The sequence below is a fragment of the Halorubrum salipaludis genome, assembly GCF_002286985.1.
GTDB classification, from domain to species: Archaea; Halobacteriota; Halobacteria; order Halobacteriales; family Haloferacaceae; genus Halorubrum; species Halorubrum salipaludis.
In genome coordinates this window covers 112,345-127,974 of sequence record NZ_NSKC01000002.1, presented here as the reverse complement: position 1 = coordinate 127,974, position 15,630 = coordinate 112,345, and the positions used below count along the sequence as shown (strand labels likewise).

Below are 15,630 nucleotides of genomic sequence, written 5' to 3'. Positions count from 1 at the left end.
CCACGTACATCCCTTCGACCCCTCAGCAGATCCTCACACGAACAGATCCAATCATCCTCTAACTCGAGCTCGTTGATCGGACGGAGAGCTATCTAAAACTGCGATACGTCCTCTGATTTTGCACTCTCATCTCAGGAGTGTTAGAATACCGAAATTGGGTGGCTGGGGAGTCCCAGCCCACCAATCCCGCCCGGTCGAAGACCGGACGCGCAGTAGGTGGGCCAACACGGATTTGAACCGTGGACCTCCCGGTTATCAGCCGAGCGCTCAACCTGACTGAGCTATTGGCCCAGGTGAGCGCATTCGTTCGTTGCGCTGGTAGGATTTTAAGGGTTTCCTTTCGCGAATCGCCCGCAGGCGGTCGGTTTCAGATCGCGCCGGAAACGGCTCACGGGGAGGGAGAACGCCCGCAGAAGGCGCGCCTCAGTCGGTCCGCTCCGACTCGTCGTCCTCAACCGTGAAGTCCACGTCGACGACGTCGTCCGCGTGGTCCGGATCGTCGAAGCGGTCGCCGTCGGCGTCACCGCCGGCGTTCCCGCCGTCGAACTCGTCGCCGAAATCGCCCTGATCGAAGTCGCCGCCGCCGAAGTCCCAGTTCCCGCCGCCGAATCCGGCGCCGCCGCCCATCGTGAATCCGCCGCCGGCGCCGTCACCGTCGCCGCCGGGGAACCCGCCGATGTAGACGTTGCCGGTCGTGAACCCGCCGGTCTCGCTGTCGAGGTACGGGATCACCACGTACTTCTTGAGGGCCATGCGGATCGGAACCCGTGAGAGCGGGAGCGCGAGCAGGAACCCGACCGCGTCGGTGACGAGCCCCGGCGTGAGCAGGAACGCGCCGGCGGCGATCAACAGGCCGCCGTCGAGCAGTTCGTCGGTCGGGGGCTCGCCGCGGGCCAGTTTGCGCTGGACCCGCGCGAGCGTCGCGCGCCCCTCGGCGCGGAGGAGGAGCATCCCGAGAACGGCCGTCAACACGACGAGCGCGACGGTGACCGCCCACCCGAGACGCGTCGCGACGACGATCAGGAACAGCGCGTCCACGAGGGGGACGACGAGGAGCAGCGCGAGCAGCGTTCGCGGGCGCATACCGTCGCCTTCCCGCCGGGGACCCATAGCCCTTTTCGTCCCGGACTCCCGCCGTTTCTCCTTCGCCCCACCGTCCCCCGCCGTTACCGATCCGCGACCGCCACGGCTTTGACCGGGCGGTCCGAGCCGACCGTATGGACATCGTCGGCGCGCTCGGCCGCGATCCCCCGGACCGCGAGTCGCTGCCGCGGTGGCTCGCCCCGCTTCCGAAGGCGCTGGAAGACGTCGCCTTCCGGCTCGTCTGGGTGATCGTCGCCGTCAACCTCCTCGGCACCGCGTTCGGCTTCTGGTACTACCGGTTCCAGTTCCGCGAGCTCCCGGTCGAGATGTGGCCCTTCATCCCCGACAGCCCGGGCGCGACGCTCCTCATCGCGGTCGCGCTCGCGGCGTGGGCGCTCGGGCGGTCGAGCGACACGCTCGCGGCGCTCGCCTTCTTCGGGAACGTCAAGCTCGGGCTCTGGACCCCGTACGTGCTCGTCGTCTTCTACCCCGCGTTCCTCGCGAACTCGGGGCCCGCGATGTACGCGTTCCTCTTCGTGAGCCACCTCGGGATGGTCGTGCAGGCGTTCGTGCTCCACCGGATCACGGACTTCCCGCTGAAGGCGGTGGGGGTCGCGACCGCGTGGTACACGGTCGACCTCCTGATGGACTACTTCATCCCCGTGATCGGCGAGGTGACCCACACGTCGATCCCCTATCCCGACGCCGAGCCGTGGTTCACGACGACCGTGCTGCAGGTCGCGGCCGCCGGCGCCGTCGCGCTCACCGTGATCCCGCTGTTCTGGGCGCTCGCGACGCGGGTCGCGACGCTCCGGTGTCAGCTCCGAACCGGGGAGCGGACCTGACCACTGACGCCGTCGACGGCGTCCTCCGTTTAAGTCCCCGCGGACCGTCGGGGACGCCATGAGCGCGTACGAGCGGATCGCGGACCTCTCGGTGACGATCGAATCGGTGGACCGGCGCCGGTACACCGGGAAAACGACCAGCGGGTTCGAGCGGACGACCACCGAGTTCCGTCTCACCGGCGACGGGGTCATCGGCCGCGGCGAGGACGTGACGTACGAGACCGAGGACCACGCCGCGCTCGTCGGGACCGACCCGATCGACATCGAGGGGGAGTGGACGATCGACGGGCTGTCGGCCCGTTTAGACGAGATCGATCTCTTCGCGCACAAGCCGCCCGAACGGGAGTACTTCCGCAACTACCGCCGGTGGGCAGTCGAGAGCGCCGCGCTCGACCTGGCGCTCCGGCAACGCGGGGAGTCGCTCGGCGAATACCTCGGGATCGACCCCGATCCGGTCCGGTTCGTCGTCTCGACGCGGCTGGGAGAGCCGCCGACGACCGCCCGCGTCGAGGAGCTGCTCGCGCTCGACGACGACCTGGAGTTCAAGCTCGACCCGACGCCCGACTGGCCCGAGGAGGCGTTCGTGACGCTCAGGGAGACCGACGCCGTCCGCATTTTGGACCTCAAGGGCTGGTACGAAGACACCGACGTCGACGTCGAGGCCGACCCCGAGCTGTACCGCGACGTGTTCGCCGCGTTCCCGGCCGCGATCGTCGAGGACGCCGCGTTCACGCCCGAGACGCGCCCGCTCGTCGAGCCGCAGGCGGACCGGCTCTCCTTCGACTACCCGATCGACGGCGTCGAGAGCCTCGAGTTGCTCCCGGTCGAGCCGGGGTGGTGCAACATCAAGCCCTCCCGGTTCGGCACCCTCGAATCGCTGTTCGAGACGATCGCGTACTGCGAGGAACGGGGGATCGAGCTGTACGGCGGCGGCCAGTTCGAGCTCGCCAGCGGTCGGACCGCGATCCAGACGCTCGCCGCGCTCTTCTACCCCGGCGCGCCCAACGACGTGGCCCCCCGGCCGTTCAACGACCCCGAGGCGTCGCCGCCGTACCCGACGAGCCCGATCCGACCCGACCGCGACGCCGTCGGCCTCGAATTCTAGCCGGAGGCCTTGGCGATCTCCACGACAGATCGCGTCCCACGCCCCGTCACCCAGTGCATGAAACGGCGGTGAGTGATGGCGGGAGCCGGTAGTGCAGATCTGTGGACACGTGAGGGTATTTAAAAGAGGGTGAGCAACGGCGACGACCGCTCATAAACACCCGCCGGCTCCGCGACGATCCGACTTATAAGCAACCACTCGACCACCGTGTGAGACTCACTCGCGCGATCACGCACGGCTGTGCCTGACCCAAGCAAACCCGTTGCGCCTGACTCAAGCAAAACGCGAGTCCGATCGGCGGGACGAAAACGTGACCTCCCGAATCCCCTCGTGTCAGTACGGCAGCACGCCGGTCGCGGTGGCGAGCAGCGTCACGCCGATCGCGAGCACCTGCGCGACGAAGAACGCCTTCGAGGAGGCCCATCCGAAGTACAGGAGCGCCGCGATCGGGATCGCTCCGATGACGGCCGGCCACAGGCCCTTGGTGAACAGGATTACGAGGAGGCCGGTCGTCGCGAGGATGAGCACGTCCATCCCGAGCGAGACGAGGTTCCGGCGCCGGATCTCCTCCGGGTCGAACATCCGGGCGAGCTCCCCGCGGCGGTCGCCCCGGTCGCCCCGGTCGTCCGCGGTCGACGTCGACTCCATCGTCAGTTATCCAGCGTCTCCTGGTGGGCGGTGTCGAGCGGGCTGACGATGTCCTCGGTCGCCGTGTCCGGGGAGGCCCACAGCCCTTTGAGCACCGACCAGAACTCCTCTTGGAACGGGTTCCCGAGCGCGTCGTCGAGGTCGGGCACGACCGTCACCTCGGCGGCGAGGTCCGGCAGGTTCGCCATGACCTCGATCTCGTAGGCCTCGTCCGGCACCTCGGTGTTGGAGGCGATGAACCCGCCGTCCTCGACCCACACCTGCTGGCCCTCTGCGGAGACGAACGAGCTCAGCGCCTCGCGGGCCGCGTCGACGTTGTCCGAGTACGCCGGCACGGTGAACCAGTTGACCGACGAGGAGATGCCGTCGACGCCCGGGAGCCGGAACACGCCGAGGTCGGACGGGTCCTGGACCGCGTCCTGGGCCGGCGTGAACGAGCCCATGAAGTACAGCGGGAGGCTGTTGTCCCAGAAGTACTCGTACTGGACGCCGAAGTCGCGCGTCTGGCTGAAGTACCCCTCCTCGTGGAGGGTCTTGATCTCGTCGAAGGCGGTCGCGATCCGGTCGTCGGTGAAGGAGGCGTCGCCGTCGATGAGGCCCTGCTGGAGTGCGGCGCCGTCGTCCTGCCGCATGAAGAAGCCCTCGGTGAGGTCGCTGAGCGGCCACCCGGTCCCGTTCCCGGAGGCGATCGGGGCGTCGACCCCCTCGATCGCCGCGAGCTCGTCGAGCAGCGTCATGAACTCGTCCCAGCTCTCCGGCTCGGAGAGGCCGTGCTCGTCGAAGAACGACTTCCGGTACCAGAAGCCGGGCTTGAGGTCCATCTTGAACGGCGCGGCGTACACCTCGCCGTCGACGGTCACCCGCGACGGGTCGACCGCGAAGTTCTCCGCGTCCCAGGCGTCGCCGACCGGCGCGAGGTGCCCGTTCTGCGCGTCCGAAATGATCCGCGCGGGCGAGGGCATCACGACGATGTCGGCGGAGGCGACGCCGGACTCGTAGTCCATCAGCGTGCCGGTGAGCAGGCTGTCGGTGTCGCGCGGGAAGTACTCGAGGCTCGTGCCGGTCGACTCCTCCACGTGGTCCATCACCTTGCTGAACGACTCCTGTTCGCCGCCGGACCAGACGCCGGTGATCTCGAGGCTCCCGCCGCTGCCTCCGTCGGACCCGTCCGAGCCGTCGCTGCCGTCGGACCCGTCCGAACCGTCCGAACCGTCACTGCCGTCGCCGCCGTCGCCGGAACAGCCGGCGAGCGCAACGCTCCCGAGCACCGACGCGGTGCCGGTCGTCTTCAGTACGTCCCGCCGCGTAGTACAGGATCGATCATCGGACATGTCGTTCCAACCCTGTCGGCCCACTCACTTCAAATTTGCTTATTAATTACTGCTATAGTTACTAACTACAACCGACCCCGTCCCGAAACGCGATCACGGTTTTTTATTGGCTCATCCCGGAGTATCGAGGACATGGCAGCCGGAGCCGACTCCGCCTCCGACCCGTCGCACCGCCCGAACCTCGTCTTGGTTCACTGTCACGACCTCGGCCAGCACCTCGGCTGTTACGGCGCCGACGTCGACACGCCCAACATCGACCGGATCGCCGCCGACGGCGCCCGGATGGCGAACAGCTTCTGTACGGCCCCGCAGTGCTCGCCGAGCCGGTCCAGCATGATGACCGGGTACTACCCCCACGAGAACGGCGTCATGGGGCTCGCGCACATGGGATGGTCGCTCGGCGACGACTGGGAGACCCTCCCGAAACACCTCCGGAAGGCGGGGTACGAGACGGCCCTCCTGGGGTTCCAGCACGAGGTCCCCGACGAGCCCGAGCGGCTCGGCTACGACTACGTCGACAGCGGGACAAAGCGCGCGCTCGACCTCGTGGACGTGGTGGACGACTTCTTCGCGGAGCGCGCCGACGCCGACGAGCCGTTCTTCGTCTCGATCGGCATCGAGGAGCCGCACCGCCCGTTCCGGCGCGAGTACCTGCCGGACGAGACGTACGACGGCGCCGACCCCGACGCGGTCGACCTCGGTGACTTCCCGTACCTCCCGGACGAACCCGGGGTCCGCGAGGACGCCGCCGACCTGAACGCGGTCATCTCGGAGGTCCTCGACCCGGCGGTGGGCCGGTACCGCGAGTCACTCGCCGACGCCGGGCTGGCGGAGGAGACGGTGTTCGTGTTCACGACCGACCACGGGCTCGCGATGCCGCGCGCGAAGGGCACCTGCTACGACGCCGGGATCGAGACCGCGCTCCTGGTTCACCAACCGGGCTCGGTCGAGGGCGGCGACGTCCACGACGCCCTGGTCACCAACGTCGACTTCACGCCGACGATGCTCGATCTCCTCGGCGTCGACCCGCCGGCGGAGGCGTCGGGGGAGTCGTTCGCGCCGCTGCTCCGGGGCGAGCCGCACGAGGGGCGCGACCGGATCTTCGCCGAGATGACCTGGCACGACCGGTACAACCCGATCCGCGCGATCCGGACGGAGCGGTACAAGTACGTCCGGAACTTCTCGGTGCTCCCGAAGGTGTTCGTCCCGATGGACGTCGCGCCGACCGCCTCCGGCCGCGAGGTCCACGAGCGGTTCCACGTCCCGCAGCGCCCGACCGAGGAGCTGTACGACCTCGAGGCCGATCCCGACGAGTCGGAGAACCTCGCCTCCGACAAGAAGCCGTTCGAGCCGGCGGCGGCGGCGAGCGACCCCGACCCCGCCCACGCCGACGCCCTCGACCGGCTCCGCGAGGAGCTGGAGTCGTGGATGGCGGCGACCGACGACCCGCTGTTGGAAGGGCCGGTCCCGTACCCTGACGTGGAGTGAGCCCGTTTCGGAGCCGGTCGGCGGCTCCGGTCACGCCCGCCCGACCCGGACCGGTCCGTCTCGGTGTCTTTTATACACGCGGGTAGTCAAAAGATCGACATGGACACCGAGGAACTCCTGGAGACGCTCCAGGCGGCGGATCTCTCTTACTATCAGGCGAACGCGTACGTCACGCTGCTGGAACTGGGGACCGCGTCCGCGACGGAGGTCGCGCAGGCCAGCGACGTGCCGGACGCCCGGATCTACGACGTGTTGCGCGACCTCGACGACCTCGGCTACGTGGAGCTGTACGAACAGGAGACGTTCCAGGCGCGCGCGACCGACCCGGAGACGATCGTCACCGGGCTCACCGAGCGCGCGAGCGCGTTCGAGTCGGCGGCCGCGGAGATCGAGGAGCGCTACGAGCGCCCGACGCTGGACACCCAGACGGTCAGCATCGTCAAGCGCTTCGACACGGTGCTCGAGGCGGCCCGCACCTTCGTCCGCGACGCCGACATCCAGGTCCACGCGACGCTCACCCGCGACCAGTTCGAGGCCCTGCGGAGCGACCTCGCCGACGCCCGCGACCGCGGCGTCACGGTCAACGTCACGGTCCTCCGTCGCGACGGCGACGACCCCCTCGACGAGGACGACTACCGGGGCGCCGTGAGCGTCGCGCACAGCCTCTCGCGGCCCGCGCCGTTCGTGCTCACCTCCGACTTGCGACGCACCGCGTTCGCTCCGAACCCCGCCGCGATCGAGGATTACGGGCTAATCTTACGCAACCGGTCGTTCACGTACGTCTTCTTCTGGCACTTCCTGCTTTTCACGTGGCTCTCCTCGCCCGTCGTCTACGAGAGCGACGCGGGGTCGCCGAAGCAGTACGCCGACATCCGTCAGTTCCTCTTGGAGAACCGCGACCGGCTCCGCGGGGACGACCCCCTCGCCGTCGAGATCGAGGGCCGCGAGACCGACAGCAACCGGACCGTGACCTTCTCCGGTACCGTCGTCGACGCCGAGCACGCCGAGGGCGAGACCGGCGTCGACGACGGCCGCGCCGACGCCGACGCCGACCGCGAGCCGAGCGTGATGTCGCTGACCGGGACCGCCTCCATCGTCGTCGACGACGGGGACACCCGACGGTCCGTCGGCGGGTGGGGCGCGACCTACGAGGACGTGGAGGCGCACCGGATCGGCGTGCTGGACGCGGCGCCCGCGGACGGCCCCGAACCGGCGGAGTGACGGCCGGCGAACCAACGACCGAGAAGTGACGGCCGGGGCCGCCGACCCCGACCGGGAAGTGACGGCCGGGGGCGCCGACCCCGACCGGGAAGTGACGGCCGGCACCGCCGACCCCGACCGGGAATCGGCGCGACGCGCCGCTACGGGCGGATTTATCCTCGCCGCGACCGAGGCGAGACTCGTATGCATCCGCGTCCCTCGACCTTCTCGATCGCCGCGCGCGACCCGGAGACCGACGCCGTCGGCGTCGCGGTCCAGTCGAAGTTCGTCGGCGTCGGCGCCGTCGTGCCGTTCGTCAGCGCCGACGCGGGCGCGATCGCGACGCAGAGCTACGCGAACGTCGCCTACGGCCCCGACGGGCTCGGCCTCCTGCGGGAGGGTCGCGACGCCGCCGCGGTCGTCGACGAGCTCACCGACGCCGACGACGAGGCGCCCTCGCGACAGGTGGGCGTCGTCGGCGCCGACGGCTCGGTGGCCGCGTTCACCGGCGACGAGTGTCACGACCACGCGGGCGACCTGCAGGGCGAGAACTACACCGTCCAGGGGAACATCCTGGAGAACGCCGAGACGCTGACCGCGATGGCCGAGGCGTTCGAGGAGACGGCCGGCGGGCTCCCGGAACGGCTGATCGCGGCGCTCCATGCCGGCAACGAGGCCGGCGGCGACAAGCGCGGCGAGCAGTCGGCGGCCCTGTACGTCGCCAAGCCCGAGGGCGGGTACGACGGGCGCAACGACCGGTGGGTCGACGTGCGCGTCGACGACCACGACGCCCCGATCGACGAGTTAGAGCGGGTGTTCAAGCTGTACGACGTGACTCTCCTGGAGCGCGAGGCGCCCGACGACACCCGGGAGCTGACCGGCGAGACCGCCGCGGCGGTGGCGGCCGCGCTCGCGGACCTCGGGTTCCTCGACGAGGCGGAGGCCGGCGGCGAGGCCGCCGCACGCGACGACCCCGAGTCGTTCGGCGAGCCCGAGCGCGAGGCCTTGGAGACGTTCCGCGGGATGAACAACTTCGAGAACCACCCGGTCCCCGTGCTCGAGGACGCCCTCGCTCGCGGCTGGGCCGACGCCGAGGGCGAAGGGGAGGACCGCCTCGTCGACGCGGTGTGGCACGGCCTCTCGCGGCTCGATCGGGTGTAGCCGGAATCCGCCGCGGCCGACCCGCGGGAGTATTTAAATCGCGACCTCCAAACGATCGCAATGACCGCGCCGAACCGGAACACGCTGTGGGCGCGCGCCCTCGTCGACGAGCTCGTCGCCGCGGGCGTCGACGCCGTCGTGGCCTCGCCCGGAAGTCGCTCGACGCCGCTGACGATGGCCGCCGCGCGAAACGACGACCTGCGCGTCTTCTCCCAGCTCGACGAGCGCTCGGCCGCCTACTTCGCGCTGGGCCGGGCGCGCCGGACCGGGACGGTGACGCCGCTGATCTGCACCTCCGGCACCGCCGCCGCCAACTACCACCCCGCCGTGATGGAGGCGAGCGAGGCCCGCGTCCCCCTGCTCGCGCTCACGGCCGACCGCCCGCCGGAGCTGCGCGACTCGGGCGCGAACCAGACCGCCGACCAAGAGAAGCTGTACGGCGACGCCGTCCGGTTCTACAAGGACCTCCCCGAGCCCGCCCCGAATGACCGCGCGCTCCGGTCGCTCCGGACCACCGTCGCCCGCGCCGTCGGGACCGCCGAGGGCGCCGACCCGGGACCGGTCCACCTCAACGTCCCCTTCAAGAAGCCGCTGGAGCCGACGCCGGTCTCGGGTGACGTGCCCGCCGACCTCGACCCGGTCGCCGAGAGCGGCCGCGACGGCCCCTACGTGGACGTGACGCCCGGATCCCCCGAGCCGGGCGACGAGGAGCTCCAGCGGCTCGCCAACGAGCTCGCGACGACCGACCGCGGGCTGATCGTCGCCGGCCCCGCGGACCCGCCGGGGCTCGACGCCGAGGCGGTCACGGCGCTGTCGCACGCGACGGGGTTCCCGGTCCTCGCCGACCCGCTCTCGGGCGTGCGGTTCGGCGGCCACACGCGGGTCGCGCCCGTGATCGGCGCCTACGACGCGTACCTCTCGGCCGCCGTCGCCGGCGAGGGATCCGTCGGGGAGGGATCCGCCGGGGAGGCAGACGACGGCGACGCGAACCCCGCCGCCGGCTGGGCCGACCCCGAACTCGTCGTCCGGCTCGGGGCGTCGCCCACCTCCAAGCGCCTCCGCAAGTACCTGGCCGAGACGGGCGCCGAGCAGTACCAGGTCGACCCCGCCGGGCGCTGGCGCGAGGCCGAGTTCGCGGCGACCGACCTCGTGGTCGCCGAGCCGAGCCGCCTCTGCGCCCGCCTCTCCCGGCTCGTTCCCGGGGGCGGGAGCGACCCCGACTGGCGCGCGCAGTGGGAGGACGCCGACCGAGCGGCGAGGGAGATCCACGACCGAGAGGGCGACGACGCTCCCACCGCCTCCGACGGCGACGAGCCCGTCCCCTTCCACGAGGGCGACGCGCTCCGCGCGGTGGCCGACGCGCTCCCCGACCCCGCGACGCTGTTCGTCTCCAACTCGATGCCCGTCCGCGACCTCGACCGCTTCGTCGGCCCGACGACGACGAGCGTCACCGCGCTCGGCAACCGCGGCGTCTCCGGCATCGACGGGATCGTCTCAAGCGCGCTCGGCGCCGGCTCGGCGACGACCGACGACCTCACCCTCGTCGTCGGCGACCTGGCGCTGTACCACGACAGCAACGGCCTGCTCGCCGTCGAGCGCTGCGACGCCGACGTAACGGTCGTGCTGATCAACAACGACGGCGGCGGGATCTTCCACGCGCTCCCGATCGAGTCGTTCGAACCGGAGTTCACGGAGGCGTTCAAGACGCCGCACGGCGTCGCGTTCGAGCCGCTTTCCGACCTCCACGGGCTCGAATACGCGCGGATAGACGCGCGACCTGACGCCGCCGAGTCCGCCGCGGACGCCCTCGGCGACCTCGCCGACGCGTACGCCCGGGCTCGCGACGCGGACGGCTCGCACCTGATCGAGGTCCGGACCGACGCCGAGTCCAGCCACCGCACCCGCGAACGCCTCGAAGCGGCGGTCGAGCGCGCGGTTCACGGAGGATCCGTCGGCGACGGCGGCGCCTAAGGTCACCCCGTTTCGATCCCGCTCACTCCGCGATCGGCTCGCCGGCCTCGAACGTGGCCCAGTTGAGCACGACGAACAGGAGCGCGAGGAGCCCCGCGAGCGTCGCGAACGCCAGCGACCACCGGCGCTGGTCCGCCGGCGACAGACCGAACCGGGCCGCGACCCGTCGGGTCGAGACCGCGCCGGAGAGGAACAGCGAGGCGCCGATCGCGGCGACGTGAACGCCGCCCAGTAGCGACCCCGGAAGCAGCAGGAGCCCCAGCGCGCCGAGCGCGGCGCCGACGAGCATCGCCAGCAGGGGCAGTACGCGGACCGAGCCCTCGGCGTCCGCGGACTGGGACGCGCTCACGGACTCACCCGAGCGACGGTGCTCGCGCTCAGATCGCACTCCTCCGCGGTCACCTCGCCGACGATCCGGTAGCGGCCCGGCGGCGGATCTCCCCACGTCGCCTCGTAGGTGGCCGTCTCGCCCGGTTCGAGCGTCTCGCTTCCGAGCACCTGCGTGAACATCCGGCCGGTGCCGTACCGCCAGACCGGGTCGTCGTCGAGGGAGGACTCTTCGCGGTCCCCGTCTTCCCCTTCCGCCCCCTCGATCCGATAGGCCGCGAAGTCGGCGCGCTGGCCGGTCCGGAACCGCAGGGTCTCGGGCGCGTCGCCTCCGTTTCGGACCGTCAGGACGAGGTCGATCCCGCCGGCGTCGCTGACGTTGCCGTCGTCACTGGCGTCGCCGTCGTCGCCGGTGTCGATCGCGAGCGCGGCGTCGAGCATGCCGGTGTGTCTCGCGGGGATCGGCTTAAACACACGTGGCGAGCGTCCGAGGGTTTCAGAACCCCCTCTTCCGGCGACGACGCGCCTAAGTCGCGGCTCCCCCTACGGGAGCGCGTGCAGGTCGTCGGCTACGAGTCGGGCGAGGGGCTCTCGGTCGCCAGCGGCGGCGCCGTCGAGTTCGTCGAGGCGACGCCCGGCACGGAGCTCGCCTTCGGGCTCGGCGACCGCCGCTGCGCCGGGACGGTCCACGACGGCGAGCACGTCGCCTGCGACGCCGACGACGCCCCCTACTGCGACGCGCACCGACACGTCTGGGTCTGCGCCCGCTGTACGGGCACCTGTCTGAAAGACGAGATGGACTGCCACGAGGCGCACGCGGTGTACCTCGCCGCGTTCGCGCCGGACGTGTTGAAGGTGGGCGTCACGCGGCTGTGGCGGCTGGAGACCCGGCTGCGCGAGCAGGGCGCCGACCGGGCGGCGCACATTCGGACGTATCCGGACGGGCGGATCGCGAGGGAGATCGAGGCCGAGCTGGCCGAGCGCGACGACCTCGTCGACCGCGTGCGCGTCCCGACGAAGCTCGCCGGGTTCGGCCGGGACGTGGACGATGCGACGTGGGAGTCGCTCCTCGCGGGGTTCGACCCCATCGAGCGGTTCGCGTTCGATCACGGCCTCGACCTCGACGACCGGCCCGTCGCGGAGACGATGGCGGCGGGGACGGTGCGCGGCTGGAAGGGGCGCGTGCTCGTGCTCGACCGCGACGGGTCGACGTACGCGGTCGACGCCCGGGATCTGGTCGGCTACGAGCTCACCGAGGAGGTCCCCGACCGCGAGCTGCAGTCGAGTCTGGGCGCGTTCGGCGGGTAAAAGCCGGAACTTTCGGGACGGCTCACTCCACCCGCCGGAACCGGTGTCGCACCACGTCGGCGTCGTCGTCCCAGTCGAAGCTCCCGCCGTGCGCGCGGACCATCCGCTCTTTGTACGCCGAAAGCGACGGCGACCCCTCCCGTTTCGCGTCCTCGTCGGTCATGTCGCCGAGGGTGCGCTCCGTCACCTCGGTGAGTTCGAATGTCACGCCGTCGATCTCGAAGGTGTCGCCTTCCTCGCCGTAGCGGTTGCCGCGGTGGAGCTGGGTCACGTCGCCGTCGAGCGCGCTCTGTTTCACGCGGTCGTTCGGTAGCAAGTCGGCCGGGTCGGTGTCGGACATGTCCGATCGTTGGGCGCGGATCGGTTTATAAGCGCTGGCGGTGGGTCGAGGGGACGCGATCCGTGGTGACGCGCCCCGCGTTCTGCGAATCTCGAAACGGCCGAGCGCGGCGATCACCACGGACGTGAACACCCTCGTCGGCGGCCGAGGCGAGGGATTCAAGATACTGCCGGTCCCCTTCTCCGACGATGCGTCAGGACCACCTCATCACCGCGACCCAGCTCTCGCGGGATGACATCGAGGCGGTGCTCGACCGGGCCCGCGAGGTCGCCGACGACCCCGACGCCTATGCGGACCGGCACGCCGGACGCGTGCTCGCGCTCTGCTTTTTCGAGCCGAGCACGCGCACCCGGATGAGCTTCGACAGCGCGGCCAAACGCCTCGGGATCGACACCATCGACATGGGGGACGTGGACTCCTCGTCGGTCTCGAAGGGGGAGTCGCTCACCGACACCGTCCGCGTCATCGAAGGCTACGCGGACGCGCTGGTGCTCCGCCACCCGAGCGAGGGCGCCGCGACGCTGGCCGCGGAGCACGTCTCGGTCCCCGTCGTCAACGCGGGCGACGGCGCCGGCCAGCACCCCTCTCAGACCCTCCTCGACCTCCACACGATCCGCGAGAATCACGGGCTCGACGACCTCACAATCGGGATCATGGGCGACCTGAAGTACGGTCGAACCGTCCACTCGCTGGCGGCCGCGCTCACGGAGTTCGACGTGAACCAGCACTTCATCAGCCCGGAGTCGCTCCGGCTCCCGCGCTCCGTGCGCTTCGACCTCCACGAGACCGGCGCGCAGATCCGCGAACACGAGGAGCTCGACCCGGTCTTGGAGGAGCTCGACGTGCTGTACGTCACCCGAATCCAGAAGGAGCGGTTCCCGGACGAGAACGAGTACCACCGCGTCGCGGGCGAGTACCGGATCGACGCCGAGACGCTCGAAGCCGCCTCCGACGATCTGACCGTGATGCACCCGCTCCCGCGGGTCGACGAGATCGCGCCGGACGTCGACGAGACCGACCACGCGACCTACTTCGAGCAGGCGCACAACGGGGTCCCGGTGCGGATGGCGCTGCTCGACACCCTCCTGGAGAACGCCGAGGCCGCCGAGGGAATGGAGGTGGGCCGATGAGCGAACACGAGCTCCGCGTCTCGAAGATCCGCGACGGCACCGTGATCGACCACGTCGAGGGCGGGCAGGCGCTCAACGTGCTCGCGATCCTCGGCATCGACGGCTCCGAGGGGTTCGGCGTCTCCGTCGGGATGAACGTCCCCTCGGACCGGCTCGGTCGCAAGGACATCGTGAAGGTCGAAGAGCGGGAGCTCTCGCAGTCGGAGGTCGACGTGCTCTCGCTCATCGCGCCCGAGGCGACGATTAACATCGTCCGCGACTTCGAGGTCGTCGAGAAGAACCGCGTCACCCGCCCCGACAGCGTGACCGGCGTGCTCTCGTGTCCGAACCGCAACTGTATCACGAACGCCGACGAGCCGGTCGACACCCGGTTCGACGTGGTCGCCGACGGCGTCCGCTGCGACTACTGCTCGACGATCCTGCGCGCGGACATCGCCGATCACATCGACGTGTGACGGGCGACCACATCGACGTGTGGCGGGGGCGCTCCCGTCGGATCGGCCGACGACCACGACTGCGCTCCGGTCGGCGACCGCGGCGGCGATCGACGAGGGCTCCGGTAGATTTTAGCGCCCGCCGCCCGACACATCAGTCATGAGCAAGAAACTGAAGCTCGTCTTGGTCCTGTCGCTGGTCGCCCTCGCGTACTTCCTGTTCGCCGGCGACAAGGAGCCGGTCGAAGTCGAATAGCGAAACCGACGCGCCGGCCTTCGGCCGGGCCGTCCCCGACCGCTCCCGTGGAACCGTTTTCTGATCGTCGACGCGGGCGGATGCCCGCCGTTTTTACCCGTCAGTCCCGTAGCGGTGCCCATGTACGGGGTCGTCACGCGCAACGCCGACGAGGTCGAAATGGAGCCGTTCGACCTCGGCTTCTACGAGGTGAAAGACGTCACGGGGCGGGCGGCCGCGCCCCTGCCGAACGCCGTGAACATGGTGTCGTGTTTCGGCGACAACGCCGCGGCGAGCGAGAATCCCGACCTCGTCCCGGTCGACGAGCGTGGCGAGCCGGCGACCCGCGACCGCGACTACTTCGACTGGGCGTATATCTGTCCGACCCACTCGGAGTACCGCGAGGGGTTACTGGAGATCGTCGAGGACTGCGCCGCGGAGAACGAGGACGTGCGCCTCGACGACGTGGGGTTCCCCAGGGAGGGGTTCTGTCGCTGCGACCGGTGTGAGCGGCTGTTCGAAGAGAGCGACCGCGACGAGTGGGCGGACTGGCGCGCCGACGTAATCTCCAGGTTCGTCGCCGACGCCGCCGACCGGGTCCCGGGCCGACTCCTGCTCACGCTGTATCCGGACCCCTATCCCGGCCACCTGCGGGCGCGGGCCGGGCTCGACCTCGACCGGCTCGCCGAGCACGTCGACGAGTTCGTGGTCCCCGTGTACGACACCGAGTACGCGACGACCTACTGGCTGGAGACCATCGCCCGGGGGTTCCGCTCGCGGCTGGGCGGCGACTACGACGTGCACGGCGCGCCGCCGGAGACGCCGTTCTCGCTGGAGCTGTACGCGGTGGAGGTCGACGTCGACGACCTGATCCACGCCGCGGAGGTCGCGGAGACGTACGCGAAAGACGTGTTCTTCGGCTACGACGCCAACAACGCCGCCGCCGCGCTCCGCCGGAAGGACGCGGACACGCGCGAGGGCGAGGTCCACCGGCCGGAGTGACCCGCGCTCTCGGATCGGCCCG

General features: G+C 70.3%; 16 protein-coding genes and 1 tRNA gene. 10 read left to right on the top strand and 7 right to left on the bottom strand.

Translation table 11 applies throughout. From position 1 onward, the window contains the following. Nucleotides 1–217: 217 nt before the first annotated feature. Nucleotides 218–291 (bottom strand) — tRNA-Ile (locus CK500_RS03355). 132 nt (nt 292–423) lie between these two features. Further along, the gene (locus CK500_RS03350) at nt 424–1,083 is read right to left on the bottom strand and encodes an FxsA family protein (protein WP_095635838.1); all 660 of its coding nucleotides are present in this window, start codon (nt 1,081–1,083) and stop codon (nt 424–426) included. Between the two features lie 134 nt (nt 1,084–1,217). Between CK500_RS03350 and CK500_RS03345 the strand changes: the two genes are divergently transcribed. Both CK500_RS03345 and CK500_RS03340 read left to right on the top strand, forming a co-directional pair. After that, nucleotides 1,218–1,928, top strand: a complete 711-nt coding sequence (locus CK500_RS03345; protein WP_095635837.1) for a DUF1405 domain-containing protein — start codon at nt 1,218–1,220, stop codon at nt 1,926–1,928. A 58-nt stretch (nt 1,929–1,986) separates the two neighbouring features. After that, nucleotides 1,987–3,033, top strand: a complete 1,047-nt coding sequence (locus tag CK500_RS03340) for an enolase-like domain-containing protein (protein ID WP_095635836.1) — start codon at nt 1,987–1,989, stop codon at nt 3,031–3,033. A gap of 333 nt (nt 3,034–3,366) precedes the next feature. On the opposite strand, the gene CK500_RS03335 is transcribed toward CK500_RS03340, so the two are convergent. Together CK500_RS03335 and CK500_RS03330 are read right to left on the bottom strand one after the other, a co-directional pair. Then, complete coding sequence (locus tag CK500_RS03335) at nt 3,367–3,681, bottom strand: hypothetical protein (RefSeq protein WP_095635835.1); 315 nt, start codon at nt 3,679–3,681, stop codon at nt 3,367–3,369. 2 nt (nt 3,682–3,683) lie between these two features. After that, nucleotides 3,684–4,949 (bottom strand): ABC transporter substrate-binding protein, encoded by a 1,266-nt coding sequence (locus CK500_RS03330; RefSeq protein WP_095636240.1) that lies wholly within the window; start codon nt 4,947–4,949, stop codon nt 3,684–3,686. A 195-nt stretch (nt 4,950–5,144) separates the two neighbouring features. Between CK500_RS03330 and CK500_RS03325 the strand changes: the two genes are divergently transcribed. The 4 genes from CK500_RS03325 (at nt 5,145) to menD (ending at nt 10,832) form a co-directional block, all read left to right on the top strand. After that, entirely contained in the window at nt 5,145–6,500 is a 1,356-nt protein-coding gene (locus tag CK500_RS03325) for a sulfatase family protein (RefSeq protein ID WP_095635834.1), read from the top strand. Between the two features lie 99 nt (nt 6,501–6,599). Next, nucleotides 6,600–7,721, top strand: a complete 1,122-nt coding sequence (locus CK500_RS03320) for a TrmB family transcriptional regulator sugar-binding domain-containing protein (protein ID WP_095635833.1) — start codon at nt 6,600–6,602, stop codon at nt 7,719–7,721. Nucleotides 7,722–7,904: 183 nt separating this feature from the next. Further along, nucleotides 7,905–8,861, top strand: a complete 957-nt coding sequence (locus CK500_RS03315) for a DUF1028 domain-containing protein (protein WP_095635832.1) — start codon at nt 7,905–7,907, stop codon at nt 8,859–8,861. Between the two features lie 60 nt (nt 8,862–8,921). Next, entirely contained in the window at nt 8,922–10,832 is a 1,911-nt protein-coding gene (gene menD / locus CK500_RS03310) for a 2-succinyl-5-enolpyruvyl-6-hydroxy-3-cyclohexene-1-carboxylic-acid synthase (protein ID WP_095635831.1), read from the top strand. 22 nt (nt 10,833–10,854) lie between these two features. Here the strand turns inward: menD and CK500_RS03305 are convergent, their stop codons facing one another. Beyond that, on the bottom strand, nt 10,855–11,181 hold the full coding sequence (locus tag CK500_RS03305; protein WP_198951490.1) for a hypothetical protein: 327 nt from the start codon (nt 11,179–11,181) through the stop codon (nt 10,855–10,857). Continuing rightward, on the bottom strand, nt 11,178–11,600 hold the full coding sequence (locus CK500_RS03300) for a BsuPI-related putative proteinase inhibitor (RefSeq protein WP_095635830.1): 423 nt from the start codon (nt 11,598–11,600) through the stop codon (nt 11,178–11,180). Before CK500_RS03300 ends, CK500_RS03305 begins: the two co-directional genes overlap by 4 nt. Before the next feature lie 114 nt (nt 11,601–11,714). Here CK500_RS03300 and CK500_RS03295 point away from each other — a divergent pair, with 114 nt between their 5' ends. Beyond that, a complete protein-coding gene (locus CK500_RS03295) occupies nt 11,715–12,467 on the top strand; it encodes a DUF2797 domain-containing protein (RefSeq protein ID WP_095635829.1) in 753 nt (250 codons plus the stop codon). Between the two features lie 22 nt (nt 12,468–12,489). On the opposite strand, the gene CK500_RS03290 is transcribed toward CK500_RS03295, so the two are convergent. Then, nucleotides 12,490–12,807, bottom strand: coding sequence for an ASCH domain-containing protein (locus CK500_RS03290; RefSeq protein ID WP_095635828.1), 318 nt, complete (start codon nt 12,805–12,807; stop codon nt 12,490–12,492). 188 nt (nt 12,808–12,995) lie between these two features. Between CK500_RS03290 and pyrB the strand changes: the two genes are divergently transcribed. The 3 genes from pyrB (at nt 12,996) to CK500_RS03275 (ending at nt 15,608) form a co-directional block, all read left to right on the top strand. Further along, on the top strand, nt 12,996–13,937 hold the full coding sequence (gene pyrB, locus CK500_RS03285; protein ID WP_095635827.1) for an aspartate carbamoyltransferase: 942 nt from the start codon (nt 12,996–12,998) through the stop codon (nt 13,935–13,937). Next, nucleotides 13,934–14,392, top strand: coding sequence for an aspartate carbamoyltransferase regulatory subunit (gene pyrI / locus CK500_RS03280; protein ID WP_050026268.1), 459 nt, complete (start codon nt 13,934–13,936; stop codon nt 14,390–14,392). The genes pyrB and pyrI overlap by 4 nt, the downstream gene beginning before the upstream one ends. Before the next feature lie 355 nt (nt 14,393–14,747). Beyond that, the gene (locus tag CK500_RS03275; RefSeq protein WP_095635826.1) at nt 14,748–15,608 is read left to right on the top strand and encodes a glycoside hydrolase family 10 protein; all 861 of its coding nucleotides are present in this window, start codon (nt 14,748–14,750) and stop codon (nt 15,606–15,608) included. Nucleotides 15,609–15,630 lie beyond the last annotated feature (22 nt).